This is a genomic window from Martelella lutilitoris, from assembly GCF_016598595.1.
GTDB lineage: Bacteria > Pseudomonadota > Alphaproteobacteria > Rhizobiales > Rhizobiaceae > Martelella > Martelella lutilitoris_A.
The window spans coordinates 56761-82485 of record NZ_CP066786.1 but is presented as its reverse complement, the minus strand read 5'-3'; the positions used below and the strand labels follow the sequence as shown (position 1 = coordinate 82485).

The 25725-nt window shown below is 62.5% G+C and carries 26 protein-coding genes; 10 read left to right on the top strand and 16 right to left on the bottom strand.

Features of this window, described 5'->3' with window-relative positions:
* Window positions 1–4: 4 nt before the first annotated feature.
* A complete protein-coding gene (locus JET14_RS00405) occupies window positions 5–205 on the bottom strand; it encodes a YgaP family membrane protein (RefSeq protein ID WP_200336271.1) in 201 nt (66 codons plus the stop codon).
* 170 nt (window positions 206–375) lie between these two features.
* On the opposite strand from JET14_RS00405, the gene JET14_RS00400 reads away from it, so the two are divergent.
* Together JET14_RS00400 and JET14_RS00395 are read left to right on the top strand one after the other, a co-directional pair.
* Window positions 376–1314, top strand: a complete 939-nt coding sequence (locus tag JET14_RS00400) for a DnaJ C-terminal domain-containing protein (protein ID WP_200336270.1) — start codon at window positions 376–378, stop codon at window positions 1312–1314.
* A gap of 5 nt (window positions 1315–1319) precedes the next feature.
* The gene (locus JET14_RS00395) at window positions 1320–1640 is read left to right on the top strand and encodes a chaperone modulator CbpM (RefSeq protein WP_200336269.1); all 321 of its coding nucleotides are present in this window, start codon (window positions 1320–1322) and stop codon (window positions 1638–1640) included.
* Between the two features lie 37 nt (window positions 1641–1677).
* Here JET14_RS00395 and coaBC read toward each other — a convergent pair whose 3' ends face one another.
* On the bottom strand, window positions 1678–2877 hold the full coding sequence (gene coaBC / locus JET14_RS00390; RefSeq protein ID WP_200336268.1) for a bifunctional phosphopantothenoylcysteine decarboxylase/phosphopantothenate--cysteine ligase CoaBC: 1200 nt from the start codon (window positions 2875–2877) through the stop codon (window positions 1678–1680).
* A gap of 213 nt (window positions 2878–3090) precedes the next feature.
* Here coaBC and JET14_RS00385 point away from each other — a divergent pair, with 213 nt between their 5' ends.
* A complete protein-coding gene (locus JET14_RS00385) occupies window positions 3091–3555 on the top strand; it encodes a hypothetical protein (protein ID WP_200336263.1) in 465 nt (154 codons plus the stop codon).
* A 55-nt stretch (window positions 3556–3610) separates the two neighbouring features.
* Here JET14_RS00385 and JET14_RS00380 read toward each other — a convergent pair whose 3' ends face one another.
* From JET14_RS00380 to JET14_RS00370, 3 genes are all read right to left on the bottom strand, one after another.
* Window positions 3611–4861, bottom strand: a complete 1251-nt coding sequence (locus JET14_RS00380) for a saccharopine dehydrogenase family protein (protein WP_200336261.1) — start codon at window positions 4859–4861, stop codon at window positions 3611–3613.
* A gap of 87 nt (window positions 4862–4948) precedes the next feature.
* Complete coding sequence (nspC, locus tag JET14_RS00375) at window positions 4949–6043, bottom strand: carboxynorspermidine decarboxylase (RefSeq protein ID WP_200336259.1); 1095 nt, start codon at window positions 6041–6043, stop codon at window positions 4949–4951.
* 163 nt (window positions 6044–6206) lie between these two features.
* Window positions 6207–6851 (bottom strand): L,D-transpeptidase, encoded by a 645-nt coding sequence (locus JET14_RS00370; protein WP_200336258.1) that lies wholly within the window; start codon window positions 6849–6851, stop codon window positions 6207–6209.
* Between the two features lie 167 nt (window positions 6852–7018).
* Between JET14_RS00370 and JET14_RS00365 the strand changes: the two genes are divergently transcribed.
* Window positions 7019–7516 carry an MmcB family DNA repair protein gene (locus JET14_RS00365; RefSeq protein WP_200336257.1) on the top strand — a complete coding sequence of 166 codons (498 nt, stop codon included), beginning with the start codon at window positions 7019–7021 and terminating at the stop codon, window positions 7514–7516.
* Between the two features lie 21 nt (window positions 7517–7537).
* Here the strand turns inward: JET14_RS00365 and JET14_RS00360 are convergent, their stop codons facing one another.
* From JET14_RS00360 to pcaD, 4 genes are all read right to left on the bottom strand, one after another.
* Window positions 7538–8590: a 3-carboxy-cis,cis-muconate cycloisomerase gene (locus JET14_RS00360; protein WP_200336251.1), complete on the bottom strand. Its 1053-nt coding sequence runs from the start codon at window positions 8588–8590 to the stop codon at window positions 7538–7540.
* Window positions 8591–8845: 255 nt separating this feature from the next.
* Window positions 8846–9445 (bottom strand): protocatechuate 3,4-dioxygenase subunit alpha, encoded by a 600-nt coding sequence (pcaG, locus tag JET14_RS00355; protein ID WP_200336249.1) that lies wholly within the window; start codon window positions 9443–9445, stop codon window positions 8846–8848.
* A gap of 1 nt (window position 9446) precedes the next feature.
* Window positions 9447–10175, bottom strand: coding sequence for a protocatechuate 3,4-dioxygenase subunit beta (pcaH, locus tag JET14_RS00350; RefSeq protein ID WP_200336247.1), 729 nt, complete (start codon window positions 10173–10175; stop codon window positions 9447–9449).
* Complete coding sequence (pcaD, locus tag JET14_RS00340; RefSeq protein WP_246750433.1) at window positions 10168–11343, bottom strand: 3-oxoadipate enol-lactonase; 1176 nt, start codon at window positions 11341–11343, stop codon at window positions 10168–10170. Before pcaD ends, pcaH begins: the two co-directional genes overlap by 8 nt.
* An 84-nt stretch (window positions 11344–11427) precedes the next feature.
* Here pcaD and pcaQ point away from each other — a divergent pair, with 84 nt between their 5' ends.
* Entirely contained in the window at window positions 11428–12360 is a 933-nt protein-coding gene (pcaQ, locus tag JET14_RS00335) for a pca operon transcription factor PcaQ (RefSeq protein ID WP_200336245.1), read from the top strand.
* An 8-nt stretch (window positions 12361–12368) separates the two neighbouring features.
* Here pcaQ and JET14_RS00330 read toward each other — a convergent pair whose 3' ends face one another.
* The 6 genes from JET14_RS00330 to JET14_RS00305 form a co-directional block, all read right to left on the bottom strand.
* Window positions 12369–13673 carry a TRAP transporter large permease gene (locus JET14_RS00330; protein WP_200336244.1) on the bottom strand — a complete coding sequence of 435 codons (1305 nt, stop codon included), beginning with the start codon at window positions 13671–13673 and terminating at the stop codon, window positions 12369–12371.
* The gene (locus tag JET14_RS00325; RefSeq protein WP_200336242.1) at window positions 13670–14176 is read right to left on the bottom strand and encodes a TRAP transporter small permease; all 507 of its coding nucleotides are present in this window, start codon (window positions 14174–14176) and stop codon (window positions 13670–13672) included. Before JET14_RS00325 ends, JET14_RS00330 begins: the two co-directional genes overlap by 4 nt.
* Window positions 14177–14269: 93 nt before the next feature.
* Window positions 14270–15364 carry a C4-dicarboxylate TRAP transporter substrate-binding protein gene (locus tag JET14_RS00320; protein ID WP_200336240.1) on the bottom strand — a complete coding sequence of 365 codons (1095 nt, stop codon included), beginning with the start codon at window positions 15362–15364 and terminating at the stop codon, window positions 14270–14272.
* Between the two features lie 46 nt (window positions 15365–15410).
* Complete coding sequence (locus JET14_RS00315; RefSeq protein WP_200336238.1) at window positions 15411–16286, bottom strand: amidohydrolase family protein; 876 nt, start codon at window positions 16284–16286, stop codon at window positions 15411–15413.
* Window positions 16283–16765, bottom strand: a complete 483-nt coding sequence (locus JET14_RS00310; protein ID WP_200336237.1) for a MarR family winged helix-turn-helix transcriptional regulator — start codon at window positions 16763–16765, stop codon at window positions 16283–16285. The genes JET14_RS00315 and JET14_RS00310 overlap by 4 nt, the downstream gene beginning before the upstream one ends.
* A 1-nt stretch (window position 16766) precedes the next feature.
* On the bottom strand, window positions 16767–17576 hold the full coding sequence (locus JET14_RS00305) for a crotonase/enoyl-CoA hydratase family protein (RefSeq protein WP_200336234.1): 810 nt from the start codon (window positions 17574–17576) through the stop codon (window positions 16767–16769).
* Window positions 17577–17741: 165 nt separating this feature from the next.
* Between JET14_RS00305 and JET14_RS00300 the strand changes: the two genes are divergently transcribed.
* Window positions 17742–19607: a feruloyl-CoA synthase gene (locus JET14_RS00300; RefSeq protein ID WP_200336232.1), complete on the top strand. Its 1866-nt coding sequence runs from the start codon at window positions 17742–17744 to the stop codon at window positions 19605–19607.
* Window positions 19608–19609: 2 nt separating this feature from the next.
* Window positions 19610–20368, top strand: a complete 759-nt coding sequence (locus JET14_RS00295; protein WP_200336230.1) for an SDR family NAD(P)-dependent oxidoreductase — start codon at window positions 19610–19612, stop codon at window positions 20366–20368.
* Between the two features lie 70 nt (window positions 20369–20438).
* On the opposite strand, the gene JET14_RS00290 is transcribed toward JET14_RS00295, so the two are convergent.
* Window positions 20439–21110, bottom strand: a complete 672-nt coding sequence (locus tag JET14_RS00290) for a YggS family pyridoxal phosphate-dependent enzyme (protein WP_200336228.1) — start codon at window positions 21108–21110, stop codon at window positions 20439–20441.
* 174 nt (window positions 21111–21284) lie between these two features.
* On the opposite strand from JET14_RS00290, the gene leuS reads away from it, so the two are divergent.
* From leuS to holA, 3 genes are all read left to right on the top strand, one after another.
* Window positions 21285–23915, top strand: coding sequence for a leucine--tRNA ligase (leuS, locus tag JET14_RS00285; protein WP_200336226.1), 2631 nt, complete (start codon window positions 21285–21287; stop codon window positions 23913–23915).
* On the top strand, window positions 23908–24453 hold the full coding sequence (locus tag JET14_RS00280) for a hypothetical protein (RefSeq protein ID WP_246750431.1): 546 nt from the start codon (window positions 23908–23910) through the stop codon (window positions 24451–24453). The genes leuS and JET14_RS00280 overlap by 8 nt, the downstream gene beginning before the upstream one ends.
* Before the next feature lie 88 nt (window positions 24454–24541).
* The gene (gene holA / locus JET14_RS00275; RefSeq protein WP_200336221.1) at window positions 24542–25582 is read left to right on the top strand and encodes a DNA polymerase III subunit delta; all 1041 of its coding nucleotides are present in this window, start codon (window positions 24542–24544) and stop codon (window positions 25580–25582) included.
* The last annotated feature ends 143 nt before the right edge of the window (window positions 25583–25725 follow it).

Sequence of the window (25725 nt, the reverse complement as noted above, 5' to 3'; positions counted from 1 at the left end):
CCTTTCAGAATGCGGTGCCGGGCTTGATGCCGAGCTTCTTGAAAATCATGGCCGCCGGGCAGAAGCCGGTAAAGGCCGATTGTAGCATGTTGAGGCCGATGAAGGCGGTGAACCACAGCCAGTAGATGCTGACGAAGACTGTCAGAACCACCGACAGAAGAACCATGATACCGGCAAAGGCCAGAACGGCACGATCGAGAGACATTGCAAACTCCTCGCTAAAAACTACGTAGTTTCGTATATACGTTATTATAACGGTTTTGCAAGTGTCGTTCTGCTTCGCCAGGCGGCTTCACGGAGTCTGGAAAGCGGAAACGGACATTCCCATATCATAAGGCAAGGCGGCCCAACCGCCGATTGATCAAGGTCACAATCATGGCGCAACAACAACACGACCCCTATCAATTGCTCGGCGTTGCCAAGACGGCCTCGCAGGACGAGATCAAGAAGGCCTACCGGCAGCTTGCCAAGAAACTTCACCCGGATCTCAACCCCGGTGACGCCGCCAAGGCCGAACAGTTCGGCCAGGTGACGGCGGCCTACGACCTTTTGAGCGATCCGGAGAAACGCCGCCGGTTCGATGCCGGCGAGATCGACATCAACCAGCAGGAACGGCCGGAGCGGCAATATTACCGCGCCCATGCCGAGGCCGACCCGAGCGCGCGCTACGAATTCGAGGGCGGGTTCGACGATCTTGGCGATTTCTTCGCCCGCGCCTTCGGCGGCAGGGCGTCCGGCGGTTCATTCGGGGAGCGCGGTTCAATGCGCATGCGCGGGCAGGATCGCCATTTCCACCTCCAGGTCAGCCTTATTGAAGCGCTCACCGGCGCGAAGAAGACGGTCGGCCTGCCCGAGGGCGGCAAGATCGCGCTCACCATTCCCGCCGGGATCGAGGACGGCAAGACGATGCGGCTTGCCGGAAAGGGCGAGCCGGGCCTCAATGGCGGGCCGCCGGGCGATGCCTATGTGCGCGTCGAGGTCCTGCCCGACCCCGTCTTCACCCGCGAGGGCGACGACATCAAGATCGACCTGCCCGTCGGCATCGACGAGGCGGTACTGGGCGCAACGGTTTCCGTGCCGACGATCGACGGCCGGGTCAACCTGAAGGTTCCGGCCAATTCGAGCTCGGGACGGGTCATGCGGCTCAAGGGCAAGGGCGCCCCGAAAACAGGCGGCGGGACCGGCGACATGCTGGTGACGCTGAAGATCGTGCTGCCGCCAAAGGCGGACCCCGCCCTTGAGGAAGCGCTCAAGGTCTGGCGCGAGAAGCATCCGCACAATCCGCGCGCGGGCTGGAAGGGAGGCCGGCGATGATCATCATGACGAAAACAGAGGTACTGGAACGAGTCGGCCGGCTGAGCGCCGAACGTCTGGAAATCTGTGTCACCCGCTCATGGGTGAAACCCCGCCAGGGTGAGCGCGGCCCGGCCTTCGACGAGACCGACCTTGCCCGCCTGCAGCTCATTGTCGAGCTGACGGAGGATCTCGATGTCAATGACGAGGCGGTTCCTGTGGTCCTCGGCCTGATGGACGAACTCAACACGCTGCGCCGACGGATGAAAGCCCTGGACCGGGCGCTGAACGCCGAGGGCGAGGATGTCCGCGCAGCGGTGATCAAGCGGCTGCAGGAGCGGCGATAGAGCATGTCCGCTTTTCTGGACGCGCTCCTGGCCTTGCTCAGAACCGATTGGCGATCCACGCCGCAAGCCTTGCCGCGACCTCGGTCTTGTCGAGGTCCGGCCAGGTTTCAGTGCCGTCCTTTGTCACCAGCGTCACCGCGTTGCGCGCGCCGCCCATGACGCCTTCCTTTGACACATCATTGGCGACGATCAGATCGGCGCCCTTGCGGGAAAGCTTGTCGCGGGCATAGGCTTCGACATCGCTGGTCTCCGCGGCAAAGCCGACGACGAGCGCCGGACGGTTCTGATGATGGCCGATGGTCTTCAAGATGTCGGGGTTTTCCGCAAGCAGCAAGGGCGGCGGCGCTTCCCCCGGCTTCTTCTTCATCTTCTGCGTGGCTGAATCGGCTGCCCGCCAGTCGGCGACGGCGGCGACCATGACGGCGATATCGGCGGGCAGCGCCGCCTCCACGGCGGTCAGCATGTCGCGGGCGCTCTCCACATGAACGGTTGTCACGCCCCCGGGATCGGCAATCGTCACCGGGCCGGAGACGAGCGTCACATCCGCGCCAAGCTCGGCAAGCGCCGCGGCGATGGCATGGCCCTGGCGGCCGGAGGAGCGGTTGGCGATATAGCGCACCGGGTCGATCGGTTCGTGGGTGGGGCCGGACGTGACGATGGCACGCTTTCCCGCTAGCGGCTTCGGCGCGTCATCGAACAAGGCCTCGATCGCGCCAATGATCTCCATCGGCTCGGCCATGCGTCCGGTCCCGGCCTCGCCGCTTTCGGCCATCTCGCCGGCCATCGGCCCGATGGTCTTTGCACCATCCTCAATGAGCGTCGCCAGATTGCGCTGCGTCGGGGCGGCGGACCACATTTTCGGGTTCATCGCCGGCGCCAGCAGCACCGGGCCATCGCGCGCCAGCAGCACTGCGCTCGCCAGATCATTCGCCAGTCCCGTCGCCATCTTGGCCATCAGATCGGCGGTGGCGGGCGCGACCACGATCAGGTCATTCTCGCGCGCAAGTCGGATATGGCCGACATCCTGTTCCTCCGTGCGGGAGAAAAGGTCGGTAAACACATGCCCGCCGGACAGCGCGCCGACGGCCAGCGGGGTAATGAATTGCTGCGCCGCCGCCGTCATCACCGGCGTCACCCGCGCGCCGCGTTCCTTCAGCCTGCGGATCAGATCGAGGCTCTTGTAAGCCGCGATCCCGCCGGAAATGATCAGGAGAATGCGTTTGTCTTTCAGCGACATGGGCTTCGTTCTTTTCAGCGTTTTGCCAACATCATTATCATGAATACCCGGGCGGAAAAGGTTCCGGAGCGCACTTTGCCTTGTGAGAAATATTTTTCTAAATGGTGCGGCTTTTCCGATGAACTTGGCAAGTTCATTCTAGAATATTCGTTGGCTCCGGACGATTGTCCAGTTAATGCGTTCCATCATGCATGTCAAAAGAGGCCGGTTCTGATGAAGATCGTTGAGACTGATGCATTCTGGGCGCTCACCGGGAAGCGATTTCTCGCCATCCGTGACGTTAAGGCGGCGGCGGCGACCTTATCCCCCGAGATCGAAAGCGAGGCGGCGGAATACGGGCTCGCCATGGCGGGACCTTGGGTTTTCGTCGCGCAGAACCTGCCGCAGGATGGAAAGACGCGTTTTGACTGGACGATTTGCTATCCGGTCCGAAAGCCCGAGGACTATAACCATGCAGGCCGTTTTGAACTCAGCCGCTTCGAGCCGATCATGGTGGCAACGCGGACCTATCAGGGCACGATGCGGGGTCTGTTCACGCAGGGCTATGCGCCGCTGGTGGAGGAAATCCGGTTCTCGCGCCACGATTTTTCGGGCGAAAGCCGAGAAATCTATCACAAATGGAACGGCGCCAAAGCCGGCTATCACAGGATCGAAATCCAGTTCGGCCTTGCACGCTGAAGCCGGCGCGGCGGTTTAAGACGCCCCGCGCCAGCCCCTCTCTTGTTTCGAAAAGCTAAACCGACTTCGAAAAATCGAGCGCGCGGTCACCGTTCTCGTCCCTGATCCGGGTCGGCAGGCCGATCTGGTTCAGGATATGGAGGAAGGGCTTCGGCGGCAGTTCCTCGACATTGGCCATGGTCTTCACGTCCCAGTCGCCGGAGGCGACCAGAATGGCGGCCGCGACCGGGGGAACGCCGGCGGTAAAGGAGATGCCCTGTGAGCCGACTTCGTTATAGGCCTCCTTGTGGTCAGAGACATTGTAGATGAAAACTTCCGCCGGCTTGCCGTCCTTGGTGCCCTTGACGAAGTCGCCGATGCAGGTCTTGCCGGTATAATTCGGCGCCAGCGATGACGGGTCGGGCAGCACGGCCTTGACCACCTTCAGCGGCACCACTTCCTGGCCTTCGGCCGTCATCACCGGCTGTTCAGACAAGAGGCCGAGGCTTTTCAGCACGGTGAAGACATTGATGTAGTGGTCGCCGAAACCCATCCAGAAGCGGACATTGGGCGAGCCCATATTCTTCGACAAAGAATGAATTTCATCATGGCCGGACATATAGGCCTTCTGCTTGCCGACGACCGGCAGATCGAACTCGTGGCCGACCTCGAACATCCTGTTCGTCGTCCATTCATTGTTCTGCCAGGCATAGACCGTGCCGGTGAACTCGCGGAAATTGATCTCCGGGTCGAAATTCGTGGCGAAATACTTGCCATGGCTGCCGGCATTGATGTCGACAATGTCGATGTCGGTGATGTCATCGACATAGTCATCCTTGGCAAGACGGGCATAGGCATTGACGACGCCCGGATCGAAACCGGCGCCGAGAATGGCGGTGACGCCATTTTCCGCGCAACGATCCTTGCGCTTCCACTCGTAGTTCGCATACCACGGCGGGGTTTCGCAGATCTTGTCGGGCTCTTCGTGGATGGCGGTGTCGATATAGGCCGCGCCGGTTTCAAGGCAGGCTTCCAGCACCGACATGTTGAGGAAGGCGGTGCCGACATTGATGACGATCTCGACGCCGGTCTGGTTGATCAGCGCCACGGTCGAGGAAATATCGAGCGCATCAAGCTGATGGGCGAGCAGGACGCCATCCTGTTTCATCGCCTTCTTTTCCAGAACGCTCTCGATGATCGCATCGCATTTGGACTTGGTGCGCGAAGCGATATGGATATCGCCGAGCACATCATTGTTCTGGGCACATTTATGGGCGACCACCTGGGCCACGCCGCCCGCGCCGATAATCAGCACATTTTTCTTCATCGGAACAACGCCTCCGGTTTTGGGCAGCTTTGCCTGCCCGAAATCAAGGGTTGGAGCGGCGAACCGCTCCGCGGGGTCAGCCCGGCCTCACGACAGGGCGGATCTGAAATCGTCATAGCCGAATTCGCGAACGGTGCGGATCTCGCCATTCTCCTCACGGATCGCGATCGACGGCATCTTCACGCCATTGAACCAGTTCTTCTTGACCATCGTGTAACCGGCGGCGTTCTCGATCGACAGCCGGTCGCCGACCTTGATCGGTTGCTCAAAGGAAAACTCGCCGAAAATATCGCCGGCAAGGCAGGATTTTCCGCAGATCATCACCTGGTGGGGGCCGGTATCGGGCGAAATCTTCGCGCTTTCGCGATAGATCAGCAGGTCGAGCATATGCGCCTCGATCGACGAATCGACAATGGCGAGATCCTTGCCGTTGTTCAGCGTGTCGAGCACGGTCACTTCCAGCGTCGCGGCACCCGTGATGGCCGCCTCGCCGGGCTCCAGATAGACCTGAACGCCGTATTTCTCGGCAAAGGCCTTGAGCCGCGCGGCGAGCTTTTCCAGCGGATAGTTCTCGCCGGTGAAATGGATGCCGCCGCCGAGACTTACCCAGTCGAGGCGCTCGATCAAATGACCGAAGCGCTGCTCGATGACGGTCAGCATTTCGTCGAAACGGTCGAAATCCTCGTTCTCGCAGTTGTTGTGAAACATGAAGCCGGAAACCTGATCGAGGACGGTTTCAATCACCGCCGGATCATGCTCGCCAAGGCGCGAGAAGGGACGGGCCGGATCGGCAAGGTCGAAATCCGAGGTCGAAACCTGCGGGTTGACGCGCAAGCCCCGGATCTTGCCCTCCGACTGCGCCTTGAAACGCGAAAGCTGGCCGATCGAGTTGAAGATGATCTTGTCGCAGTTTTCCAGAACCTCGTCGATCTCGTCTTCGCCGTAGGCCACCGAATAGGCATGGGTCTCGCCGCCGAATTTTTCGTAGCCGAGCTTGACCTCATAAAGCGAGGACGAGGTGGTGCCGTCCATATACCGGCGCATCTGGTCGAAAACCGACCACGTCGCAAAGCATTTGAGCGCCAGAAGCGCCTTGGCGCCGGAAGCCTCGCGCAGCCAGGCGATCTTGTCGAGGTTTTCCTGAAGTCTGGACCTGTCGATGAGGTAATAGGGGGTCTGCATAGCCGGGCCTTTCGGGATGCGGCGAAAGGTCATGCCGCTTGAAGTGTATCGGCTCTATCTATCGAAGCAGTCGCCAAAATCAAGCGCGGGCGCTGCAATTCGCGGATTTGCAAATGAAAAAGGCGGCTCCGGAGAACCGCCTTCGAAACCGCGTCGGCCGTGATCAGCCCGGCAGCACGACAACCTTGGTGCGCTTGTCGGGGTCGACGCGGGCATAAAGGTCGATGATGTCCTGGTTGATCATGCGGATACAGCCGGAGGACACCGCCTGGCCGATCGAGGTCCAGTTGGGATTGCCGTGAATGCGGAACATGGTGTCGTTGCCGTTGCGGTAAAGATAAAGCGCACGGGCGCCGAGCGGGTTCATGATCCCGGGCTCCATGCCGCCGGCATATTCCTTCAGTTCCGGCTGGCGCTTGATCATGGCTGACGGCGGATACCAGGTGGGCCACTCGGCGCGGCGGCCGATATAGGCGTTGCCGGACCAGCGGAAACCGTCGCGGCCGACGCCGATGCCGTAACGCACGGCCTTGCCGTCTTCCTCGACGTAATACAGCAGGCGCTCCTTGGTGTCGACCACGATCGTGCCGGGCGCTTCATCCGTCTCGTAGTCCACGATCTGGCGTCGATACTTGTCGTCGACCTCGGTAATCGGGACGCGCGGCAGATCGATACCCTCGTCATTGACGGCCGCATAAGCGGAGATCGGCGCCATCTTGCCCGAGGACATGCCGTCGGTCGTGGTGCAGCCCGCAGCGGCAAGCAGTCCGGTTAGAGAGAGTGCAAGAAGAAGCATTCTGATGTGCATGAGCGGTCTCGTGGCGACGATTGAAGCGAAAAGTGATAATAGTTAGCTGATAAAAGCTTATGGTTAACATTTCATTGCGTGACAAGCGCAAGTGGTGGGAAGCCATTTAAACGACCACACGCCGGCACTGCGCTGTTGTGAAAATGCATCGATCAAAAGGAAGTTCCATGGCGATTGTCGATCTTCACGCCAAGAACCCGACGGCCGACGGCCGCCAGTCCGAACGAGCGCTCTTGGTCCGCCGCGGCGTCCAGCATCTGATGAAACATATGCGCAACGCCTCGATCAGCGAGATGACGCTCAGGAACGGCCGCCGCGCCGACCTCATCTGTCTCACCGAGAAAGGCGAGATCTGGATCATCGAGATCAAGTCATCGATCGAGGATTTTCGCGTCGACACCAAATGGCCGGAATACCGCGGCTACTGCGACCGGCTGTTCTTCGCCACCCATGCGGGCGTTCCGCTCGACATCTTTCCGGAAGATTGCGGCCTGCTGCTCGCCGACCGCTACGGCGCTGAAGTCATCCGTCCCGCCCCCGAGCACAGGCTGGCGCCGGCGCGGCGCAAACTGCTGACGCTTGCCTTTGCCCGCAACGCCGCCGAACGGCTGACATCGGCCGAACTGGTGCTGGAGCGGCTGGAGGCGGAAGGCGTAACCTTCTGAGGCTGAAATGCGGACGGCCCGCTACCCCTTGCCGATCCGCCTGATCTTGCCGCAAAGCTCAAGCGCCGCCGAAAGAGACCGACCGGTTGCAAGCGCCATTTGCGGCAGGATCATCCATTCCAGGTTCCACGCCGCGCCCGAACGCTCCTGCTCATGGATGAGCGCATGATGCAGGCCGGAAACCTGCACCGCGTTGAACCGGGCAAGCGTCACCAGCAGTTCGGCCAGGACCGGGTTGCTCTTGTGCGGCATAGCGGACGAACCACCGCCGCCGGAAAGGGCGATCTCGTCAATGCCCTGCTGCGCCATCAGCGCCACGTCCTGGCCCATCTTGCCGAGCGTTCCGGAAACCAGCGAGAGCATCGAGGCATAGTCGGCAATACCCTCGCGCATGGCATGCCAGGCTTTTTCGGTGGGCTGAAGACCAAGTTGCGCGGCGACGGAGGCGACCATGGCGTCCGCCTTATCGCCAAACGCCGCACGGTCGCCGGCAGCGCCGCCGATCTGAACCTTCTCGATGCGCGGCCCAAGGGATCTCAGCCGATCGGCATGGTCTGCGAGCGGAAACCGCCATGTGGCGATCCGCTCGCGCGCCTTGATTTCGGCCGCCGCCTGCATGCGCGTGCGGCCCATGAGCTTCTCATCGCCAAAGGCGCGCTCAAGCGCCTGCAGGGCTGCATCAAGCTCTGCCAGACGGTCGAGAAACAGCGCCGTCGTCTCCTGCAAGGTCAGGGCCAGCGCGGTGTCGACCACATCCTGCGACGTCGCGCCCTTGTGCAGGGCGGCATCCGGCACGCCCTTGCGCAGAAGAGCAAGGAGCGCCGGCACCGGCACGCCATCCGACGCCATGCCCGCCCTGAGCGCTTCCGGCGCGATCTCGGCGCGTTCGATCGCAATAGCGACCTTCTCGGCGTCTCCCGCATCACAGCGCCCTGTCGCGGCCAGCGCCCGGCTCCAGGCTGCCTCGAAGGCCAGCATGTGCCGCAATTGTCGCTCCGGCGACCAGATCGCGGCGGTTTCCGGGTCGCCAAAATAGCCGCCGAGCCAGGGATGTTCGAATGCCGATATGGTCACGCCTGATGCTCCCTGAAAAACCGGGTAACTTCTGTCTGATTGACTCGGAGAGAATGCCTTCATGCCCGTCGAAAGCCAACCGCGCTTGTCCGATCTCTCCTCTTCATGGCGAGGGCTATCGCAGACGACCTTGGATGTCGCTCCATATCCGCTCTCCCATCCGGGGCGAGAAGCCTTGAGGGCGGTGCGGCAAAGCTGTCAGCGAGAGCCCCGCCCTCAAGGGGAAGATTGGCGGCGGCAAGGTTTGTTGCCCCGTCAGATATCCAGAAACACCGTCTCGGCGTCACCCTGCAGACGGACATCGAAACGATACTGCCCATCGCCGGTTTTCTTCGCGATCAGCGTCGGCACCCGGTGCTTCAGTTCGACGGCCTTGAGGATGCGGTCATTGGCATTGTCCTCATCCTCGAAATAGATGCGGGTGTTGAGACCGATATTGATGCCGCGCGCGACGATCCACAGCGAGATATGCGGCGCGTTGTGCGAGCCGCCCCTGCCCCTGAAGGCGCCGGGCTTCACCGTTTTCAGAACGAACTCGCCGCTGTCGGCGTCGGCTGCAAAGCGGCAGAGGCCGGAAACGGCGGGGTCCGCGCCCGGCTGGCCAGGAAAGATGCCGGAGGCATCCGGCTGCCAGCTTTCCAGCATGGCATCTCGGATCGCATTGCCCGTTCCGTCGAAGACCTGACCGCGGATCTCGATGATCTTGCCCTTCGCCCCTTCCGAAATGGGGCTCGCACCAATCTCCTGCTCGTAGGAGCCCGGATTGCCGGCATAAGTCGGCATCAGGCCGATATGGACGTAGGGACCGGCGGTCTGGGATGCCGTTTCCTTGAGGTTTTGAAGTTTCTGGACCATATCACATCCCCTCCATCTTGTTCTCGAACATGGTCTGGCGGCGGCCGCGCAGGACGATGTCGAACTTGTAGGCCAGGAAGTCATGCGGGCGTGACATGTTCATGTCGAGCGGCGCGACAAGGCCGTCGAGATCGCCGCGCTGTCGCACGGTGTTGGCAATCGGACAGAGCGGGATCAGCGGATCGCCCTCGAAATACATCTGGGTGATCAGCCGCTGGCCGAAACTGTGGCCGTAGGCCGAGACGTGGATATGCATCGGCCGCCAGTCATTGCCGCCATTGGGCCAGGGATAGGCGCCGGGCCGGATGGTGAGGAACTGATAGTTGCCCTCGGCATCGGTGATCGTGCGCCCGCAGCCGCCGAAATTCGGGTCGAGCGGGGCAAAATACGTGTCCTTCTTGTGGCGGTAGCGACCGCCGGCATTGGCCTGCCAGATCTCGATCAGCGTTTCGGGCACCGGCTTGCCGCGCTCGTCCATGATGCGGCCATAGACCAGGATGCGCTCGCCGACGGCGGGCGCCTCGCCCTTCGTCCAGTTGAGGATCAGGTTGTTGTCGAGCGGCCCGAGCTGGTTATGGCCAAAAACCGGGCCGGTCTCCTCCGAGGGGCCGCTTTCCAGAGACAGGAGCGGCAGGTTCGGCGAGCGGGCGACCGAGGTCTTGTAGCCCGGCGTATAAGCCGGGGGATGAACCATCCGGTTTCGCGGGATCAGTGGTCCCAGATCAGTCATCGTCATTTTCCTCCATTTCGGCAAAGGCAGCCTTTGCCAGTTTCAAGGCATGATTGGCGCGCGGCACGCCGGCATAGATGGCAACATGCTGGAAAGCCTCCACCACGTCCTGCCGGCTGGCCCCGGTGCGGGCCGTCGCGCGGATATGCATCGGGATTTCCTCGAAATTGCCGGTTGCGGCGAGCAGCGCCAGCGTCAGCATCGAGCGTTCGCGCCGGCTGATCGCGTCCGAGGCCCAGACCGTGCCCCAGGCGCTTTCGGTGATCAATGTCTGGAAGGCCTCGTCGAGCGGCGTCTTTGCCGCTTCGGCGCGATCGACATGGGCATCGCCCAGAACCGCGCGGCGAACCCGCATCCCGGTTTCAAGGCGACCGCCACCGGCTCTCTCGGACGTGCTTTGCAGGAAGCCGGAAAGAAGGCTCGCAACGGCCTCGGGCTGTTCCACCGGCGGCAGGTGGCCGGCATTGTCGATCAGGTGAAACGGCGCCCTGTATGCAACGGCGGTCTCGCGCACGAGATCGGGCGGCGTCGATCCGTCGAGCGCGCCGCAAAGGGCAAGCACCGGGCACTTCACCTCCGCCGCGCGGGCCGAATAGTCGGCGCCGGCCAACGCCCTGCAACAGTCTATATAGCCGTCGAGCGGCGTGCGCTCCAGCATGGCACGCCACATCGCAGCCTCGGGCGATGCGAGAAACGCCGGCGCGAACCAGCGCGCCAAAACGGCGTCGGAAATCGCGGCGATGCCGCCGGCCTGAAGAGCAGCGATTCGGTCCTGCCAGCTCTCGGGCGTACCGATGCGCATCGCCGTATCCATCAACACCATGGCGTCCACGAGGTCGGGACGCCTGAGGGCCGCGGACTGCGCGATCAGCCCGCCGATCGAAAGGCCGACAAGCATCACGTCCTCAAGCTCCAGAGCCTCGCAAAGGGCGATCGCGTCATCGGCAAGGGTTTCGATGGAAAGACGGGTATCGGCGGGACCAAGGCCGGAAAGCCCGTGGCCGCGCTTGTCATAACGGACGAGCCGAAGCCCCTTCGGCATAAGCTCTATGAGCCGGTCCCAGACCCTGAGATCGGTCCCCAGCGAATTGATGAACAAAACCGCGCGGCCGTCTTCAGGCCCGTCCTGGCGCACATGCAGTGCAGTGCCGTTCGCTTGAATGATCATGCGTTCCTCCCAGTCTGTTTTGCCATAGCCAGGGCGCACAAAAAATTATATTTAAGGGAAAGTATCATAACCTATAGGTTAACCTTGCTCGATCCTCGCCTGCGCATGCGTCATCTGCGCTCTTTTCTCGAAACCGCGCGACGCGGCTCGCTGAGCGGGGCCGCGAGCGCGCTTCATGTCAGCCAACCCGCCGTCTCGAAAACCATCCGCGAACTGGAGGAGATCCTGCAGGTCGAACTGTTTGACCGCTCCGGCCGCCGGCTGACGCTGACGCAGGCGGGCAAGACCTTCCAGCAATATGGCGGCCAGGCGCTGGTGGACCTCGTCCGCGCCCAGGACCTTGTGCGCGAGGGCCGGCCGCCGCGCACCCGCCTCGTCGTCGGCGCGCTGCCAACGGCCTCGACCGCGCTCGTCCCGCGTGCAGCGCTTCATCTTCGCCACAGCGCGCCGCAATGCATGCTGCGGGTAACCACCGGCCCCAACTGGCTGCTGCTTTCCCAGTTGAGAGAGGGCGCGCTCGACATGGTCGTCGGCCGCATGGCATCGGCAACGCTGATGGAGGGACTTTCCTTCCGCCAGCTCTATTCGGAACGGATCGTTGCCGTCGTGCGTCGCGGCCATCCGCTCGACGGCCTTGCCCCGGATGCCGAAGCCCTGCGGAGCCACCCGCTGATGCTGCCGCCGCCGGGCGCGGTGATCGCGCCGCTGGTGACGGCCTATCTCCATGCGCTTGGCCTCGCCCAGCCGGAACCCGCCTTCGAGAGCGTGGCGCTCGCCTTCGGGCGCCGGGTCGTGCTCGATTCCGATACGGTCTGGTTCATCTCCGAAGGCGTGGTGCGCGACGAGCTCGAAAACGGCACGCTGGCGACGCTGGCCATAGATAACGACCTGCTCGGCGGCCCCGTCGGCGTTTCCATGCGCACCAATGTGACGCCGACGGCCGAGCAGCGGCTTTTCGTCGCCGCGCTGGAGCAGGCCGCCGGAAACGGCCTTTTCCGCTCGTCCAGCCCGGCATAGCAGGTCACTCACTTCAAGAGATCCGGCAAGAACATCACCACCGAGGGCGCGGCGATCACCAGCGCAATCACGAAGAGATCCATGATGATGAAGGGCAGGACGCCGGCAAAGACCTGCGCGATCGAAACATATTTGCCGGCAACGTTCTTGATGACGAAGACATTCATGCCGACCGGCGGCGTGATCATGCCGATTTCCAGCATCTTCACCACGACGACGCCGAACCAGACGAGGCTGATGTCCTCGGCCCTGAGGATCGGCAGGAAGATCGGCAGCGTCGTCAGCATGGCGCCGAACGGTTCCATGAAGGTGCCGAGCGCCAGGTAGATCAGCACGATGATCAGCATCAGCTTGAAATAGCCGAGATCCGCGTCGGCAACGAAGGACGAGAGGAAATGCGACAGCCCGGAAATTCCGAGGAAGCGGGTGAACATCGCAGCCCCCACCCCGATGATGAACAGCGCCCCGGTCGAGGTCACGGTATCGATGAGGGAGTGGGTGATGTTTCGCTTCGTCAGCCGCCCGGTGGCGGCGGCAAGCAGAATGGTGCCGAGCGCGCCAACAGCTCCGGCTTCCGTCGCAGTGAAAAATCCCGAGAACATGCCGCCGAAGATCAGGAGCACAAGAACCGTGATCGGGATCACCTGCAAAATGGCGGCGCGGCCCTCGGCATTGACGGGTGAGGTATCGCGCGATGGCACGAGGTCCGGCCGCACGAGGCTGATGCCGATGATGACGAGACAATAGCCGATGGCGGTGATGACGCCGATGCCGATACCGCCGATAAAGACCTGGGTGACCGAGGTTTCGGCGAAGACGCCATAGATGATCATCAGGATCGAGGGCGGGATCAGCGCGCCGATCGTGCCGCCGGCGGCGATCGATCCGGCCGCGATCGAAGGTCGGTAGCCGGCGGCGACCATTTCCGGAATCGCGATCCGGCCCATGGCCGCCGCACAGGCGAGCGACGAGCCGGAAACGGCGGCAAAGCCGGAACAGGCGAAGATGGACGAGACCGCAAGCCCGCCCGGCAGGCGGCGCAGCACCACCTTGGCGGCGGCGAAGAGCCCGCCGGTGAGCCCGGAATGAAACGCGACGAAACCCATCAGCAGGAACATCGGCACCGCCGACATGGTCCAGCTGGCGACAAAGGAATAGGGCGTGTTCGACAGGATGCCGAAGGCCGGAGTGAGCCCGAGAAGCGCGGTGATGCCGCCGAACGAGACGGCGATCAACGCCATGGCCACCGGGACACGCAGCAGAAGCAGGACGATCAGGACGGCGATGCCAACAAATCCGACCTCGGGATTCATGCGGTTTCCTCCGATGGGGCTGGATGAAGATCCTGGAAGGTCAGAAGCAGGCAGGTCAGCGCGGCGATGGCAAAACCGGCCGACGGCAGGAAGTAGCTGTGCCAGACGGGCATCTTCATCGAGGCCAGCTCCACATAGGTGCCGGAGCGGAAATTGGACAGCGCCGAATTCCAGGTGGCCCAGGAAAGGCTTGCATAGACGATCGCCGAGAGAAGGCAGACCAGCGCGTCAGAGACGCGGCGAACGGGACGGGTGAGCGCGAAATCGAACAGTTCGACCGACACCATCTCGCGGCGCAGCTCGAGCCAGGAGAGCGGCAGGAAGGCCGTGGCGACCATGTAATAGCGCGCGACCATCTCGGTCGTCACCGGGATCGAGATGCGGAACAGGTTACGCAGTGCCACATCGAGACTGATGTGCACCATCATCATCACGACGCCGGCAGCGCCGATGAATGCCAGGATACGCGCGACCACGGCGGCGAGCCGAACGAGTGCGGTCATCAAAGGGCTCCAGAGCAAAAAGGAAAGCGACGAAGAACATCATCGTCCACGAAGCGCGACGGCCATTGCGGCCGCCGCGATCCAGTTCAGGCATCACATGCCGTAGGTCGAAAAGTCGATCTTGCTCCAGACGTCGTCGATCATGCGCCTGGCCAGAGCGTCGGGATCGTTGCCGACTTCTTCGACGACCGCCGTCCACTTCTCCACCAGTTCGGTGAAGTAGGCGGCTTCCTCGCCCGAGAGCGCCGTGCGATCCTTCACGTCCTGAGCGGCAAAGGCTTCCGAGGCTTCAAGGAAGGCCGGATCCGGCTCGATCACCTCGATATCGGTCTTGGCCAGCGCCTCCTTCGCCGCCGACGGCAGCTGGAAGGCCCAGCGGTCGGTCAGGTCGAAATTGGCGCGGGCGGCGGCCATGCCGATCTCCTCGCGTTCCTTGGTGGAAAGCGAGCGCCAGGTGTTGAGTCCCGCCGTGAAGTTCGACGTCACGTGATAGGTGCCGATCGGGACGATGGTGACGTCCTTGGCGATATCGATCAGCCGGAACGACAACAGGTCGACGGTCGATGCCATGGTGCCGTCGATCGTGCCCTGGCTCATCGCCTCGAAGGTTTCGCCGACGCCGATATTGACCGGAGTTGCGCCGAAATGCTCGGCCCAGCGCGAATAGGGCGCGCCGCCGGTGCGCAGACGCATGCCCTTCAGGTCGTCGGCGGTGCGCACGGGCCTGATGGTGATCAGGTTGTAGACGTTTGACGATCCGGCGCCGAGGAAAACCATGCCGAGTTTCTTGAACTCCTCCTGGCAGGGCTCGCAGGTCATGCCGTATTCCGTCATCGCCATCGCCATGGCGTGGGGATTGCGGCCGATCAGCGCCAGGTCGCCGGCAATGCCGGTCACTTCCATATCCGCCGGAAAATAAAGCGGCAGGACATTGCCCGCATCCACGAGCCCGGTCTGGAGCGCATCCTTCATCTGCGGCAGAGAGACGACCTCCGGTCCGAGGATCAGGCCGGTCATGGCGCCGCCCGAGTTTTCGGCGATGTTTTCGGCGAAATGCTCATACATGTAATAGGCCGGATGCGCCGGCGGCCCTCCCGGTGCTAGGCGCAGTTCGCGCGCCGACGCGGTGGTTCCGGCGGCCATCATCGCGACGGCGGCCAGTGCAGCGAATGTGTGTATGCGATTCATGAATTCTCCTCCCAAAAAATCCGAATGCCACGTTTCGTCAGGTCAGTTACATCGCCAGAAGCTTCCTCGCATTCTCCTTCAGAAGCAGCGGGCGAACCTCTTCCTTGATGTCGATCTTTTCAAAATCGACGAGCCAGCGATCCGGCGTGATGGCGGGCCAGTCGGAGCCGAACAGCAATTTGTGCTTCAGCAGAGAATTGGCGTATTTCACCAGAATCGGCGGAAAATATTTCGGGCTCCAGCCCGACAGGTCTATATAGACATTGGGCTTGTGCTGGGCGACGGCGAGCGCCTCTTCCTGCCAGGGAAAGGACGGATGGGCGGCGATGATCTTCAGGTCGGGGAAGTCCACCGCCACGTCGTCGAGATACATCGGATTTGAATATTTCAGCCGCATGCCCATGCCGCCATGCATGCCGGATCCGACGCCGGTCTGGCCGGTATGAAACAGTGCGATGCCGCCTTCCTCCTGGATCGCCTCATAGAGCCCGTAGGCGGCCCGATCATTCGGGTAAAAACCCTGAAAGGTCGGGTGGAACTTGAAGCCCCGCACGCCGTGGTCGCGCATCAGGCTCCTCGCTTCCCGGACTCCAAGCTTGCCCTTGGCCGGGTCGATGGAGGCGAAGGGGACCATGATATCGCTGTTCCTTGCGGCGATCTCCGCCACCTCATAATTGGAGTAGCGGCGAAAACCGGTCTCGCGCTCGGCATCGACGGGAAAAATGATGCAGCCGATCTTCCGTTCGCGGAAATAGGCGGCGGTCTCCTCCACCGTGGGCAGCATGCCGTCGCGGCCTGCCGGGTTCCTGAAATAACTGGCCATGCCTGCCTGGAATTCCATATAGCCGTCATCGCGATGGGTGCAGCAGGGCTCCTCGGCATGGACGTGGACGTCAAAGGCGACCAGATCGTCGAAATTCATATGCGCTCCTCCGTCTCCAGCCCGACGTAACGCTTGAGCAGATGCGCAAGCGTTTCCGCCTCCTCCGCGCTCAGCCCGTGCGTGTTATAGGCGTTCTCGCCGAAGAAATTGCGCTTGTTGGCCGCGACGAACCCCTCGCCCTTCCCGGTCAGCCGAAGCAGAACCGATCGACGGTCGTGATCAGGAATTTCCCGTTCGATCAGGCCCTGGTCCTCGAAACGGCGAACCGTCTTGGTCATGTGGGCCGGCTTGATCCTCAGCGTCTGCGCCAGTATGCCCTGTTTGATGCCGGGGTTGAGATGCATGACCCAGAGTATGGAAAACTCGCCCGGACGCAGGTCGCCGGCGCCGAAACGCTCATAGAACTGATCATAGACCCGCACCTGCGCGACGCGCACCAGAAAGCCGAGCGAATTGTTGAGCTCGCCAAGCCGGACATCTTCGGTCTGTTGCGGGGAAATGCGCGGCTCCTGCCCCATGTCAGCGCCCCCCGGGAGCCGCCACCTTGGCGGTGCGCTTTTCAAGGAAGGCGATCAACCGTTCTTCCGCCTCGGGCGAGGTGGCGGTGAAGGACGAGATGAAGCTTTCCATCATAAGACCGTCGTCGCGGCTCATTTCGGGCATGCGCGGCAGCACGTTGATGACAGCGTAGTTGGAAAGCTGGGCGTTGGACGCCGCCTGTATGGCAAGCTCCAGCGCTTTCTCGATGGATTTGCCCGCCGGAACGACATATTGCGCCAGATTCCACCGCTCCCCGGTATCGGCGTCGATCGAGCGGCCTGTCAGCATCATGTCCGTCATCCGCGCCACGCCCATAAGGCGCGCGGTGCGCACCGAGCCGCCGCCGCCCACAAAGATGCCGCGCTGGCCTTCCGGCAATGCGAAAAAGGTCGTCTCGTCGGCAACGCGCACCTGTGCGGACGATGCCAGCTCCAGCCCGCCGCCGACAACGGCGCCGTGCAATGCGCAAAACCAGGGAATCGGTCCAAACTCGATCCGGCCGAAGACCTCGTGCCAGCGGCGCGAGCTTTCGACGCCCTCGAAGGCCGACTTCTTCACGTGTTCGGAAAGGTCCAGCCCCGCGCAGAAATGTCTGCCATTGCCGAAGATGACGCCGGCCTTCGCCTCCGTACGCGCCCGCTCGATCGCATCGGCCAGCGCTTCTACAAAACGGTCACTGATCGCATTGCGTTTGTCTGGACGATTGAGCCCGAGAAGCGCGACCTCGCCGCGCAATTCATAGGTTACCAGCTCCGCCTCTGTCGTCACTGCATGCTTCCTTTCAACCATTCCAGTTTTCCCTATACGAGAAAATATTTTCCCTGTAAACAATACACCTAAAAACTGTATAACCTGAACCTGTCCCGCCGTCGGGAGCGGCCGGACGGGCAAAGATTTCAGCGAGGATTTCGCGGCCCGGAGTGCCAGGGACGCTCGAAAATTGGAGGAGGATCCATGACCGACATGGAGAAAATACGCCCGGTGCGGGTCTGGGAGCCGCGCATCCGCGTGGAGGACCGCGCCGACGGCAGTCAGATCATATGGCAGGATGATGAGCTGGGCAGCTATCCGGCGCGCCTCGGCGACCGTATTCTGCACTTTGCCGAAACCGTGCCCGAGCGCGTGTGGATGGCCGAGCGCGATGCCGACGGGGCGTGGCGCACGATCACTTTCGGCCGGCTGCGCGACCTGATGCGCCGCGTCGGCGCCTTCCTCCTCGACCACGACCTTTCGCCCGAACGGCCGCTGATGATCCTGTCGGAGAATTCGCTCGAACACGCCGTCATCGCGCTGTCCGCCCAGTATGTCGGCATTCCGTCTGCTGCCGTGGCGCCGGCCTATTCGCTGATCCCGGAGGGGCGCGCCAAGCTTCGCGACATTGCCGGCGAAGTGACGCCCGGCGCGGTCTTCGCCAAGGATGCGGATCGGTTCGCGGACGCGATCACCGAGGTCATCGATCCGGTCGTGCCGCTCATTCTGGCGGGCGGCGCCGTGCCCGGGCGCGGGCATTTCGCCTGGGAAGACGTGATTGCGACCGACGCGTCGCCGGCGGCCGACAAGGCCTTTGCCGCCACGGGACCGGATACGATCGCGAAGTTCCTGTTCACCTCCGGCACGACCGGAACACCCAAGGCGGTGATCCAGACCCAGCGGATGATGTGCGCCAACATGGCCCAGGTGCTCGATTGCTACCGCTTTCTCGGCGACGAGCCGCCCGTTCTCGTCGACTGGGCGCCGTGGAACCATGTCGCCAGCGGCAACAAGGTGTTCAACATCGCGCTCTACAATGGCGGCACCTATTACATCGACGCCGGCAAGCCGACGCCGAAGGGCATGGCCGAGACGATCCGCAATCTGCGCGAGATCTCGCCGACCTGGTATTTCAACGTGCCGGCGGGCTATGAAGTGCTGTGCGAGGCGATGGAGAAGGACCCGGTCCTGCGCGACACCTTTTTCAAGAAACTGAAGATGATCATGTATGCTGGCGCGGGCATGGCGAGCCACACCTGGCATCACCTCAACGCGCTTTCCGAACGCTCCACCGGCTTCTTTACGCTGATGGGTTCGGGGCTCGGCTCCACCGAGACCGGCCCGTTCGCCATGTTCTCGACCGAGCCGCAGGACGAGCCGGGCAATTGCGGCGTTCCGGCGCGCGGCGTCACCATGAAACTGGTGCCCACCGGCGGCAAGATGGAAGTGCGTTTCAAGGGACCAAACGTCACGCCCGGTTACTGGCGGCGGCCGGACCTGACGGAAAAGGCCTTCGACGAGGAAGGCTTCTACAATATGGGCGACGCACTGCGCCCCGCCGTTCCCGGCGATCCGGCGCGCGGCTATCTCTTCGACGGCCGCACGGCGGAGAACTTCAAGCTCCAGACCGGCACCTGGGTTGCCGTCGGCGCGATGCGGGCAAAGCTGGTCGACGCCATGGGTGGTCTGATCCGTGATGCGGTGATTGCCGGCGAGGGCCAGTTCGAACTCGGTGCCCTGCTCGTGCCCTTCCGCCCGAAAATCGAACGCCTTGTCCAAGGGGGGGCCGAAATGGATGACGCGGCGCTCTATGCCCATCCGACAGTGCTTGCGAGCCTCGGCAATCTTCTGACGGATTTCGCCGGTCACGCCACCGGCTCCTCGAACCGCATCGCCCGCGCCATGCTTTTGACCGCGCCGCTTCGCATGGATGCGGGCGAGGTGACCGACAAGGGCTCGGTCAACCAGCGGGCGGTGCTCGCCAACCGGGCAGACCTAGTCGAGGCGCTTTATGCGGGCGGCCCTGAGGTGATCATTGCGGGCAAACCGCAAGGCAGAAAGGCGGTCTGAGAATGAAGGTTGAAGGCATGGCCGCACTGGTGACCGGTGCGGGTTCGGGGCTCGGCGCGGCAACCGCGCGCGCGCTTGCGGAACAAGGCGCCAGGGTAACGGTGCTGGACATGAACGGCGATGCGGCCGAGAAGGTCGCCGCCGAAATCGGCGGGATTGCGGCCGTCGGCGATGTGTCCAGCGAAGTCGACGTCACGGCAGCGCTTGATGCGGCCGAGGCGGCCCATGGCACGGTCAGGATTGCTGTGAGCTGCGCCGGAATCGGCACGGCGGGCCGCACGGTGGGGCGCGACGGCCCCATGCCGATAGCCGATTTCGAGCGCACGCTCCGCGTCAACCTCATGGGCACGTTCAACGTCGTCCGGCTTTCGGCCCACCGCATGTCGCTTGCAGAACCGGTTGGCGAAAGCCGCGGCGTGATCGTCAACACGGCTTCGATCGCCGCCTTCGAGGGCCAGATCGGCCAGGCGGCCTATGCGGCCTCCAAGGGCGGCATCGTTTCCATGACCCTGCCGCTGGCGCGCGAATTCGCCCGCTTCGGCGTCCGGGTCAACACGCTGGCGCCCGGCATTTTCCTCACGCCGCTGCTCTACAACCTGCCGGAGGAGGCGCAGAAATCGATCGCCGCGACGATCCCCTTCCCGGCCCGGCTCGGTGATCCGGCGGAATTCGCCAATGCTGTCGTCTTTGCGGTCGAAAACGACTACCTCAACGGCGAGGTGATCCGCCTCGACGGGGCAAACCGGCTGACGCCGAAGTGAGGACAAGTCTGGTTTTCACGTGAAACATCCGTCGGTCGGGCGGACGGTGCAGGGACTTCGAGAAAGGCGCTCAGCCCGGATAATCCCGTTCGCCGAAGATCGCGGAGCCGACGCGCACGCTGGTAGCCCCGAAGGCGACAGCGATCTCGTAATCGCCGGACATGCCCATGGAAAGCTTCGGCACGTTGTTTTCCTTGGCGAGATCGGCCAGCAGGGCGAAATGCGGGCCCGGATTTTCACCCGCCGGCGGAATGCACATCAGGCCTTCGATCTCGAGCCCAAGCTCATCCCGGCAAAGATCGAGAAAGCTTTCCGTCTCACGCGGATCGATGCCGGCCTTCTGCGGCTCATTGCCGGTATTGACCTGCACGTAAAGCCTCGGCGCCCTGCCCTGCTTCTTGATTTCCTTGGCAAGCGCGCGGGCGATCTTCTCGCGATCGACGCTTTCGACCACATCGAAGAGCTTCACCGCGTCTTCCGCCTTGTTGGACTGCAATGGCCCGATGAGGCGCAGCTCGAGGTCCGGCGTCTCTTCCTTCAGCGCCGGAAACTTCTTCTGCGCTTCCTGGACCCGGTTTTCGCCGAAGACCCGCTGCCCCGCCGCGATCGCTTCGCGGATCACATCGGCATCGTGGGTCTTGGAAACGGCCACCAGCGTCACCGCGTTTTCGGGCCGTTCAGCCTCGTGCTCGGCGGCGAGGATCCTTGCGCGCACGTCCTTGAGATTTTCGGCAACACCCATCGGTTTCAACTCCTTTTTCCGCCGCCGCACCTTATGGCAAACGCGAGGGCCGCCGCAACGGGTCCATGCCGCTTTCCCATACCGCCAATTCGGCCCGTTTAACTTGACGCTGGGGCGCTTTCATGATGAAGCTCACCGCCAAAATCACCAAGAAAATGACCGAGTAGCACCGATATGGCCTCTGAACGTTACAACCCGCGCAAAGTCGAACCGAACTGGCAGAAGAAGTGGAACGAGGACAATGTCTTCGTCACCGACAATGCCGACCCGCGCGAGACCTACTACGTGCTTGAAATGTTTCCCTATCCCTCGGGACGCATTCACATCGGCCATGTCCGCAACTACGCCATGGGCGACGTGGTGGCGCGCTACAAGCGGGCGCGCGGCTACAATGTTCTCCATCCCATGGGCTGGGATGCTTTCGGCATGCCGGCGGAAAATGCGGCAATGCAGAACAAGGTCCACCCCAAGGACTGGACCTATGAGAACATTGCCACGATGCGCAACCAGCTGAAATCCATGGGCCTGTCGCTCGACTGGACCCGCGAATTCGCCACCTGCGACGTCGAATATTACCAGCGCCAGCAGCATCTCTTCATCGACATGCTGGAAAAGGGCCTCGTCTACCGCAAGCAATCCAAGGTAAACTGGGACCCGGTCGACATGACCGTCCTTGCCAATGAGCAGGTGATCGAAGGCCGCGGCTGGCGCTCCGGCGCGCTGGTCGAACAGCGAGAGCTGACGCAGTGGTTCTTCAAGATCACCGATTTTGCCCAGGACCTGCTCGATGCGCTCGACACGCTGGACGGCTGGCCGGAAAAAGTGCGGTTGATGCAGAAAAACTGGATCGGTCGCTCCGAGGGCATGATGGTGCGCTGGGACATTTCCGACGGCGCGGAGAAGGCCGGCAACCACGAGGAACTGACGGTCTACACCACCCGCCCGGACACGATCTTCGGCGCGTCCTTCATGGCGATTTCCGCCGATCATCCGCTGGCGAAGGAAGCCGCCAAGCACGATGACAAGGTTGCCGCCTTCTGCGAGGAGACACGCCGGGCCGGCACCTCTCTGGCAGCACTGGAGACGGCAGAAAAGAAGGGCGTCGACACCGGCATCCGCGTGCGCCATCCCTTTGACGAGAATTGGGAACTGCCTGTTTACGTCGCCAATTTCGTGCTGATGGATTACGGCACGGGCGCGATCTTCGGCTGCCCCTCCGGCGACCAGCGCGATCTGGACTTTGCCCGTAAATACGAACTGCCGGTGACCGCAGTAGTAATGCCGAAGGATGGCGATGCGGCGACCTTCGAGATCGGCGACGAGGCTTACACCGATGACGGCGTGATGATCAATTCGCGTTTCCTTGACGGCATGAGCACGGACGAAGCCTTCGAGGCGATCGCGCTGAAGCTCGAGGCCGATGTCGTGCGCGGCGCGCCGCGCGGCGAACGCAAGGTCAATTTCCGCCTGCGCGACTGGGGCATTTCCCGTCAGCGCTACTGGGGCTGCCCGATCCCGGTCATCCACTGCGATGATTGCGGCGTGGTGCCGGTTCCGAAATCCGACCTGCCGGTGAAACTGCCCGACGACATCGATTTCGAAAAGCCCGGCAATCCGCTCGACCGTCACGCCACGTGGCGCCACGTCGCCTGTCCGCAATGCGGCAAGGATGCCCGGCGCGAAACGGACACGATGGACACATTCGTCGATTCGAGCTGGTATTACACCCGCTTTACCGCGCCGCATGAGGACGCACCGACGGACCCGGCCATTGCCGACCGCTGGCTGCCGGTCGACCAGTATATCGGCGGCATCGAGCACGCGATCCTGCATCTGCTCTATTCGCGCTTCTTCACCCGCGCGATGAAGGCAACCGGGCATGTGAACCATGATGAGCCGTTCAAGGGCCTGTTCACCCAGGGCATGGTGGTGCACGAAACCTATCGCCTCGGCGGCAGCGGCACTTCCGGCCGCTGGGTTTCGCCGAGCGATGTGACGATCGAGGAAACGGACGGCGCCCGCAAGGCGATCCTGACCGAGACCGGCGAAGAGGTTGCCATCGGCGCCATCGAGAAGATGTCGAAGTCGAAGAAGAACGTCATCGACCCGGATGATATCCTGGCGACCTATGGGGCCGATACGGCCCGCTTTTTCGTGCTGTCGGATTCCCCGCCGGACCGCGACGTAGTCTGGACCGAGGCCGGCGTTCAGGGCACGTTCCGCTTTGTACAGCGCATCTGGCGGCTTGTTTCCGAGGCGGCCCCTGCCCTTGCGGGCATTGAAGCTAAGGCTGGCGAGAACGGCAGGGCGCTGGAAATCTCGCGCGCCGCCCACAAGACGCTGAAGGCCGTTGCCGCCGATCTTGACGGACTTGCCTTCAACAAGGCCATCGCCCGCATCTATGAACTTGTGAACGTTCTGGCGCAGCCGCTTTCGGAGGTCGACAAGGCCGATGATGAATTGAAGGGCGCGCTGAAACAGGCAAGCCTGTTCCTCACTCATTGTTTTGCGCCGATGATGCCGCATCTGGCCGAAGAATGCTGGCAGACGCTCGGCGCGGAGGGTATGATCGCCATGGCGGCCTGGCCGAAGCATGACGAGGCCCTGACCGCCGACAATGAGGTGATGCTGCCGGTCCAGGTCAATGGCAAGAAGCGCGCCGAGTTGACCGTGGCGCGCGATGCCGATCAGGAGAGCATTAAGGCGGCGGTGCTCGAGCTTGAAGCCGTTGTCCGTGCGCTGGATGGCAAGGAGCCGCGCAAGATCATCGTCGTGCCGCAGAGGATCGTGAATGTTGTTGTCTAGATCACGCCTGAGAGCGCTCGCCCTTTCGCTTACCGCTGTCGCCACGCTTGCCTCGTGCCAGGTGCGACCGCTTTATGGCGGGGCGGAGGGCACCGCCCTGAACGCGAAGATGCACGAGCTGTCCTTTTCCGTTCCGACGACGCCGGTTGCGCAATATGTCCGCAACGAGCTGATATTCCTCACAGGCGGTGGCGCGGGCGAAAGTATCGATGCCAAGTATGACGTCGACCTCTCGGCCTTCGCCGTGACCTCAGAACTCCTGCAGGACGACAGTTCCGATACGGCGAGCGCCGGGCGCACCATCGTGACGGCCGACTTCGCCCTGAGGCGCCGCGAGGACAACAAGCTTCTGGCGACCGGCCGGCGTCGGGCCACCGCGCTTCTCGATTTTCCCTCGCAGGAATTTGCCAAACTGAGGGCCATTCGCGACGCCGAGCAGCGCGCCTCCAAGGAAGTGGCCGAGATCATCAATGCCGATCTCGCGATCGCCCTCAACAAGGAACCCCCGCTGGACCTGCCCAAGTCGCCTGCCGAATAGGCGAACCCGTCCGAAAAGGCTATCATGGCCGGGTGGCCTTGGCGATTGACCGAGGGGCCCGGCGCAAGCGATCTGAACCGGCGGAAGAATGACGGAAATCAAGTCCTACAAGTTCGACGAATTTCTGCGGCAGGACGCCGGGCGTTATCGCCTGTTCCTCGTCTATGGGCCGGACCGTGGCCTTGTCAGCGAGCGCGCCGGGTTGATCGCCAGGGCATCGGGCGTACCGCTCGACGACCCTTTCTCGGTGATGAAACTCGACATCGGCGATGTTGAAGGCGATCCGGGACGCATCGTTGACGAGGTGAACGCGATCGGGCTCTTCGGCGGCTCACGGCTTGTCTGGGTGCGCGCGGGAGGCAATGACAAGGCGCTCACGAGCGCGCTCAACACGCTTTCGGAAAACCCGCCCGAGAGCGCGTATCTGATCATCGAGGCCGGGGACCTGCGCAAGGGAACAGCCATGCGCAAGGCCGCAGAGAGCGCACGGCAGATCGCTGCCATACCCTGTTATGCCGATGACGCCCGGGCCCTCAATGCGCTCATCGATCAGACGCTTGGCGAAGCGGAACTGAGAATTACGCCGCAGGCGCGGCAGCTTCTGGTGTCCATGATCGGCGGTGACCGACTTGCGACGCGCAACGAGATCGAGAAACTTGCGCTCTACGGCCGCGGCCTGGAGATGATCACGGAAGAAGACGTCGCCGCCGTGATCGGCGATGCCAGCGCAATTTCCGCCGATGATGCCGTAGATGCGGTGCTTTCTGGAGACGTGGCGGCTCTCAGGCACGCCATGGCCAAGGTCTCGCATTCCAAAACGCCGATTTTCATGATCCTCAACGGCTGCATCCGCCAGTTTCATCTGCTCGACCAGATGCGGGCCGAGATGGAGAGCAAACGCGTCGCCGCAAGCCAGGTGATGCAAAGCCACGGACGCCAGATCTTCTTTCGCCGCAAGCCGATCTTCGAAAAGGCGCTTTCTGCCTGGAACGGAAACGCCGCCGAACGCGCGCTCAGAATGCTCTCGGATGCGGTGCTGAACACGAGGCGCCACCCGGCGCTCGAAGAGAGCATCGCGATGCAAACGCTGCTGGCGCTGACGCTGCGTTCGAACAGACGCGGCGGCTAGCGCATCGGCCCAAAAATCGGAATCGATTGTCGGAAAGCACGATGCGTAGATTCAATAGGTTAGAGCGCCCTTTGTGCGTCAGAATGCACGCACGGCGCTCTAACGGGGCGGTACGTGTTGACCTTCGAAAACCAGCAGCCGAT

Bases quoted from the DNA above. Each gene is read 5' to 3' on its own strand.
- JET14_RS00405 (WP_200336271.1), bottom strand. From the start codon at position 205: ATGTCTCTCGATCGTGCCGTTCTGGCCTTTGCCGGTATCATGGTTCTT.
- JET14_RS00400 (WP_200336270.1), top strand. From the start codon at position 376: ATGGCGCAACAACAACACGACCCCTATCAATTGCTCGGCGTTGCCAAG.
- JET14_RS00395 (WP_200336269.1), top strand. From the start codon at position 1,320: ATGACGAAAACAGAGGTACTGGAACGAGTCGGCCGGCTGAGCGCCGAA.
- coaBC (WP_200336268.1), bottom strand. From the start codon at position 2,877: ATGTCGCTGAAAGACAAACGCATTCTCCTGATCATTTCCGGCGGGATC.
- JET14_RS00385 (WP_200336263.1), top strand. From the start codon at position 3,091: ATGAAGATCGTTGAGACTGATGCATTCTGGGCGCTCACCGGGAAGCGA.
- JET14_RS00380 (WP_200336261.1), bottom strand. From the start codon at position 4,861: ATGAAGAAAAATGTGCTGATTATCGGCGCGGGCGGCGTGGCCCAGGTG.
- nspC (WP_200336259.1), bottom strand. From the start codon at position 6,043: ATGCAGACCCCCTATTACCTCATCGACAGGTCCAGACTTCAGGAAAAC.
- JET14_RS00370 (WP_200336258.1), bottom strand. From the start codon at position 6,851: ATGCACATCAGAATGCTTCTTCTTGCACTCTCTCTAACCGGACTGCTT.
- JET14_RS00365 (WP_200336257.1), top strand. From the start codon at position 7,019: ATGGCGATTGTCGATCTTCACGCCAAGAACCCGACGGCCGACGGCCGC.
- pcaG (WP_200336249.1), bottom strand. From the start codon at position 9,445: ATGGTCCAGAAACTTCAAAACCTCAAGGAAACGGCATCCCAGACCGCC.
- pcaH (WP_200336247.1), bottom strand. From the start codon at position 10,175: ATGACTGATCTGGGACCACTGATCCCGCGAAACCGGATGGTTCATCCC.
- pcaD (WP_246750433.1), bottom strand. From the start codon at position 11,343: ATGATCATTCAAGCGAACGGCACTGCACTGCATGTGCGCCAGGACGGG.
- JET14_RS00330 (WP_200336244.1), bottom strand. From the start codon at position 13,673: ATGAATCCCGAGGTCGGATTTGTTGGCATCGCCGTCCTGATCGTCCTG.
- JET14_RS00325 (WP_200336242.1), bottom strand. From the start codon at position 14,176: ATGACCGCACTCGTTCGGCTCGCCGCCGTGGTCGCGCGTATCCTGGCA.
- JET14_RS00320 (WP_200336240.1), bottom strand. From the start codon at position 15,364: ATGAATCGCATACACACATTCGCTGCACTGGCCGCCGTCGCGATGATG.
- JET14_RS00315 (WP_200336238.1), bottom strand. From the start codon at position 16,286: ATGAATTTCGACGATCTGGTCGCCTTTGACGTCCACGTCCATGCCGAG.
- JET14_RS00310 (WP_200336237.1), bottom strand. From the start codon at position 16,765: ATGGGGCAGGAGCCGCGCATTTCCCCGCAACAGACCGAAGATGTCCGG.
- JET14_RS00305 (WP_200336234.1), bottom strand. From the start codon at position 17,576: ATGGTTGAAAGGAAGCATGCAGTGACGACAGAGGCGGAGCTGGTAACC.
- JET14_RS00300 (WP_200336232.1), top strand. From the start codon at position 17,742: ATGACCGACATGGAGAAAATACGCCCGGTGCGGGTCTGGGAGCCGCGC.
- JET14_RS00295 (WP_200336230.1), top strand. From the start codon at position 19,610: ATGAAGGTTGAAGGCATGGCCGCACTGGTGACCGGTGCGGGTTCGGGG.
- JET14_RS00290 (WP_200336228.1), bottom strand. From the start codon at position 21,110: ATGGGTGTTGCCGAAAATCTCAAGGACGTGCGCGCAAGGATCCTCGCC.
- leuS (WP_200336226.1), top strand. From the start codon at position 21,285: ATGGCCTCTGAACGTTACAACCCGCGCAAAGTCGAACCGAACTGGCAG.
- holA (WP_200336221.1), top strand. From the start codon at position 24,542: ATGACGGAAATCAAGTCCTACAAGTTCGACGAATTTCTGCGGCAGGAC.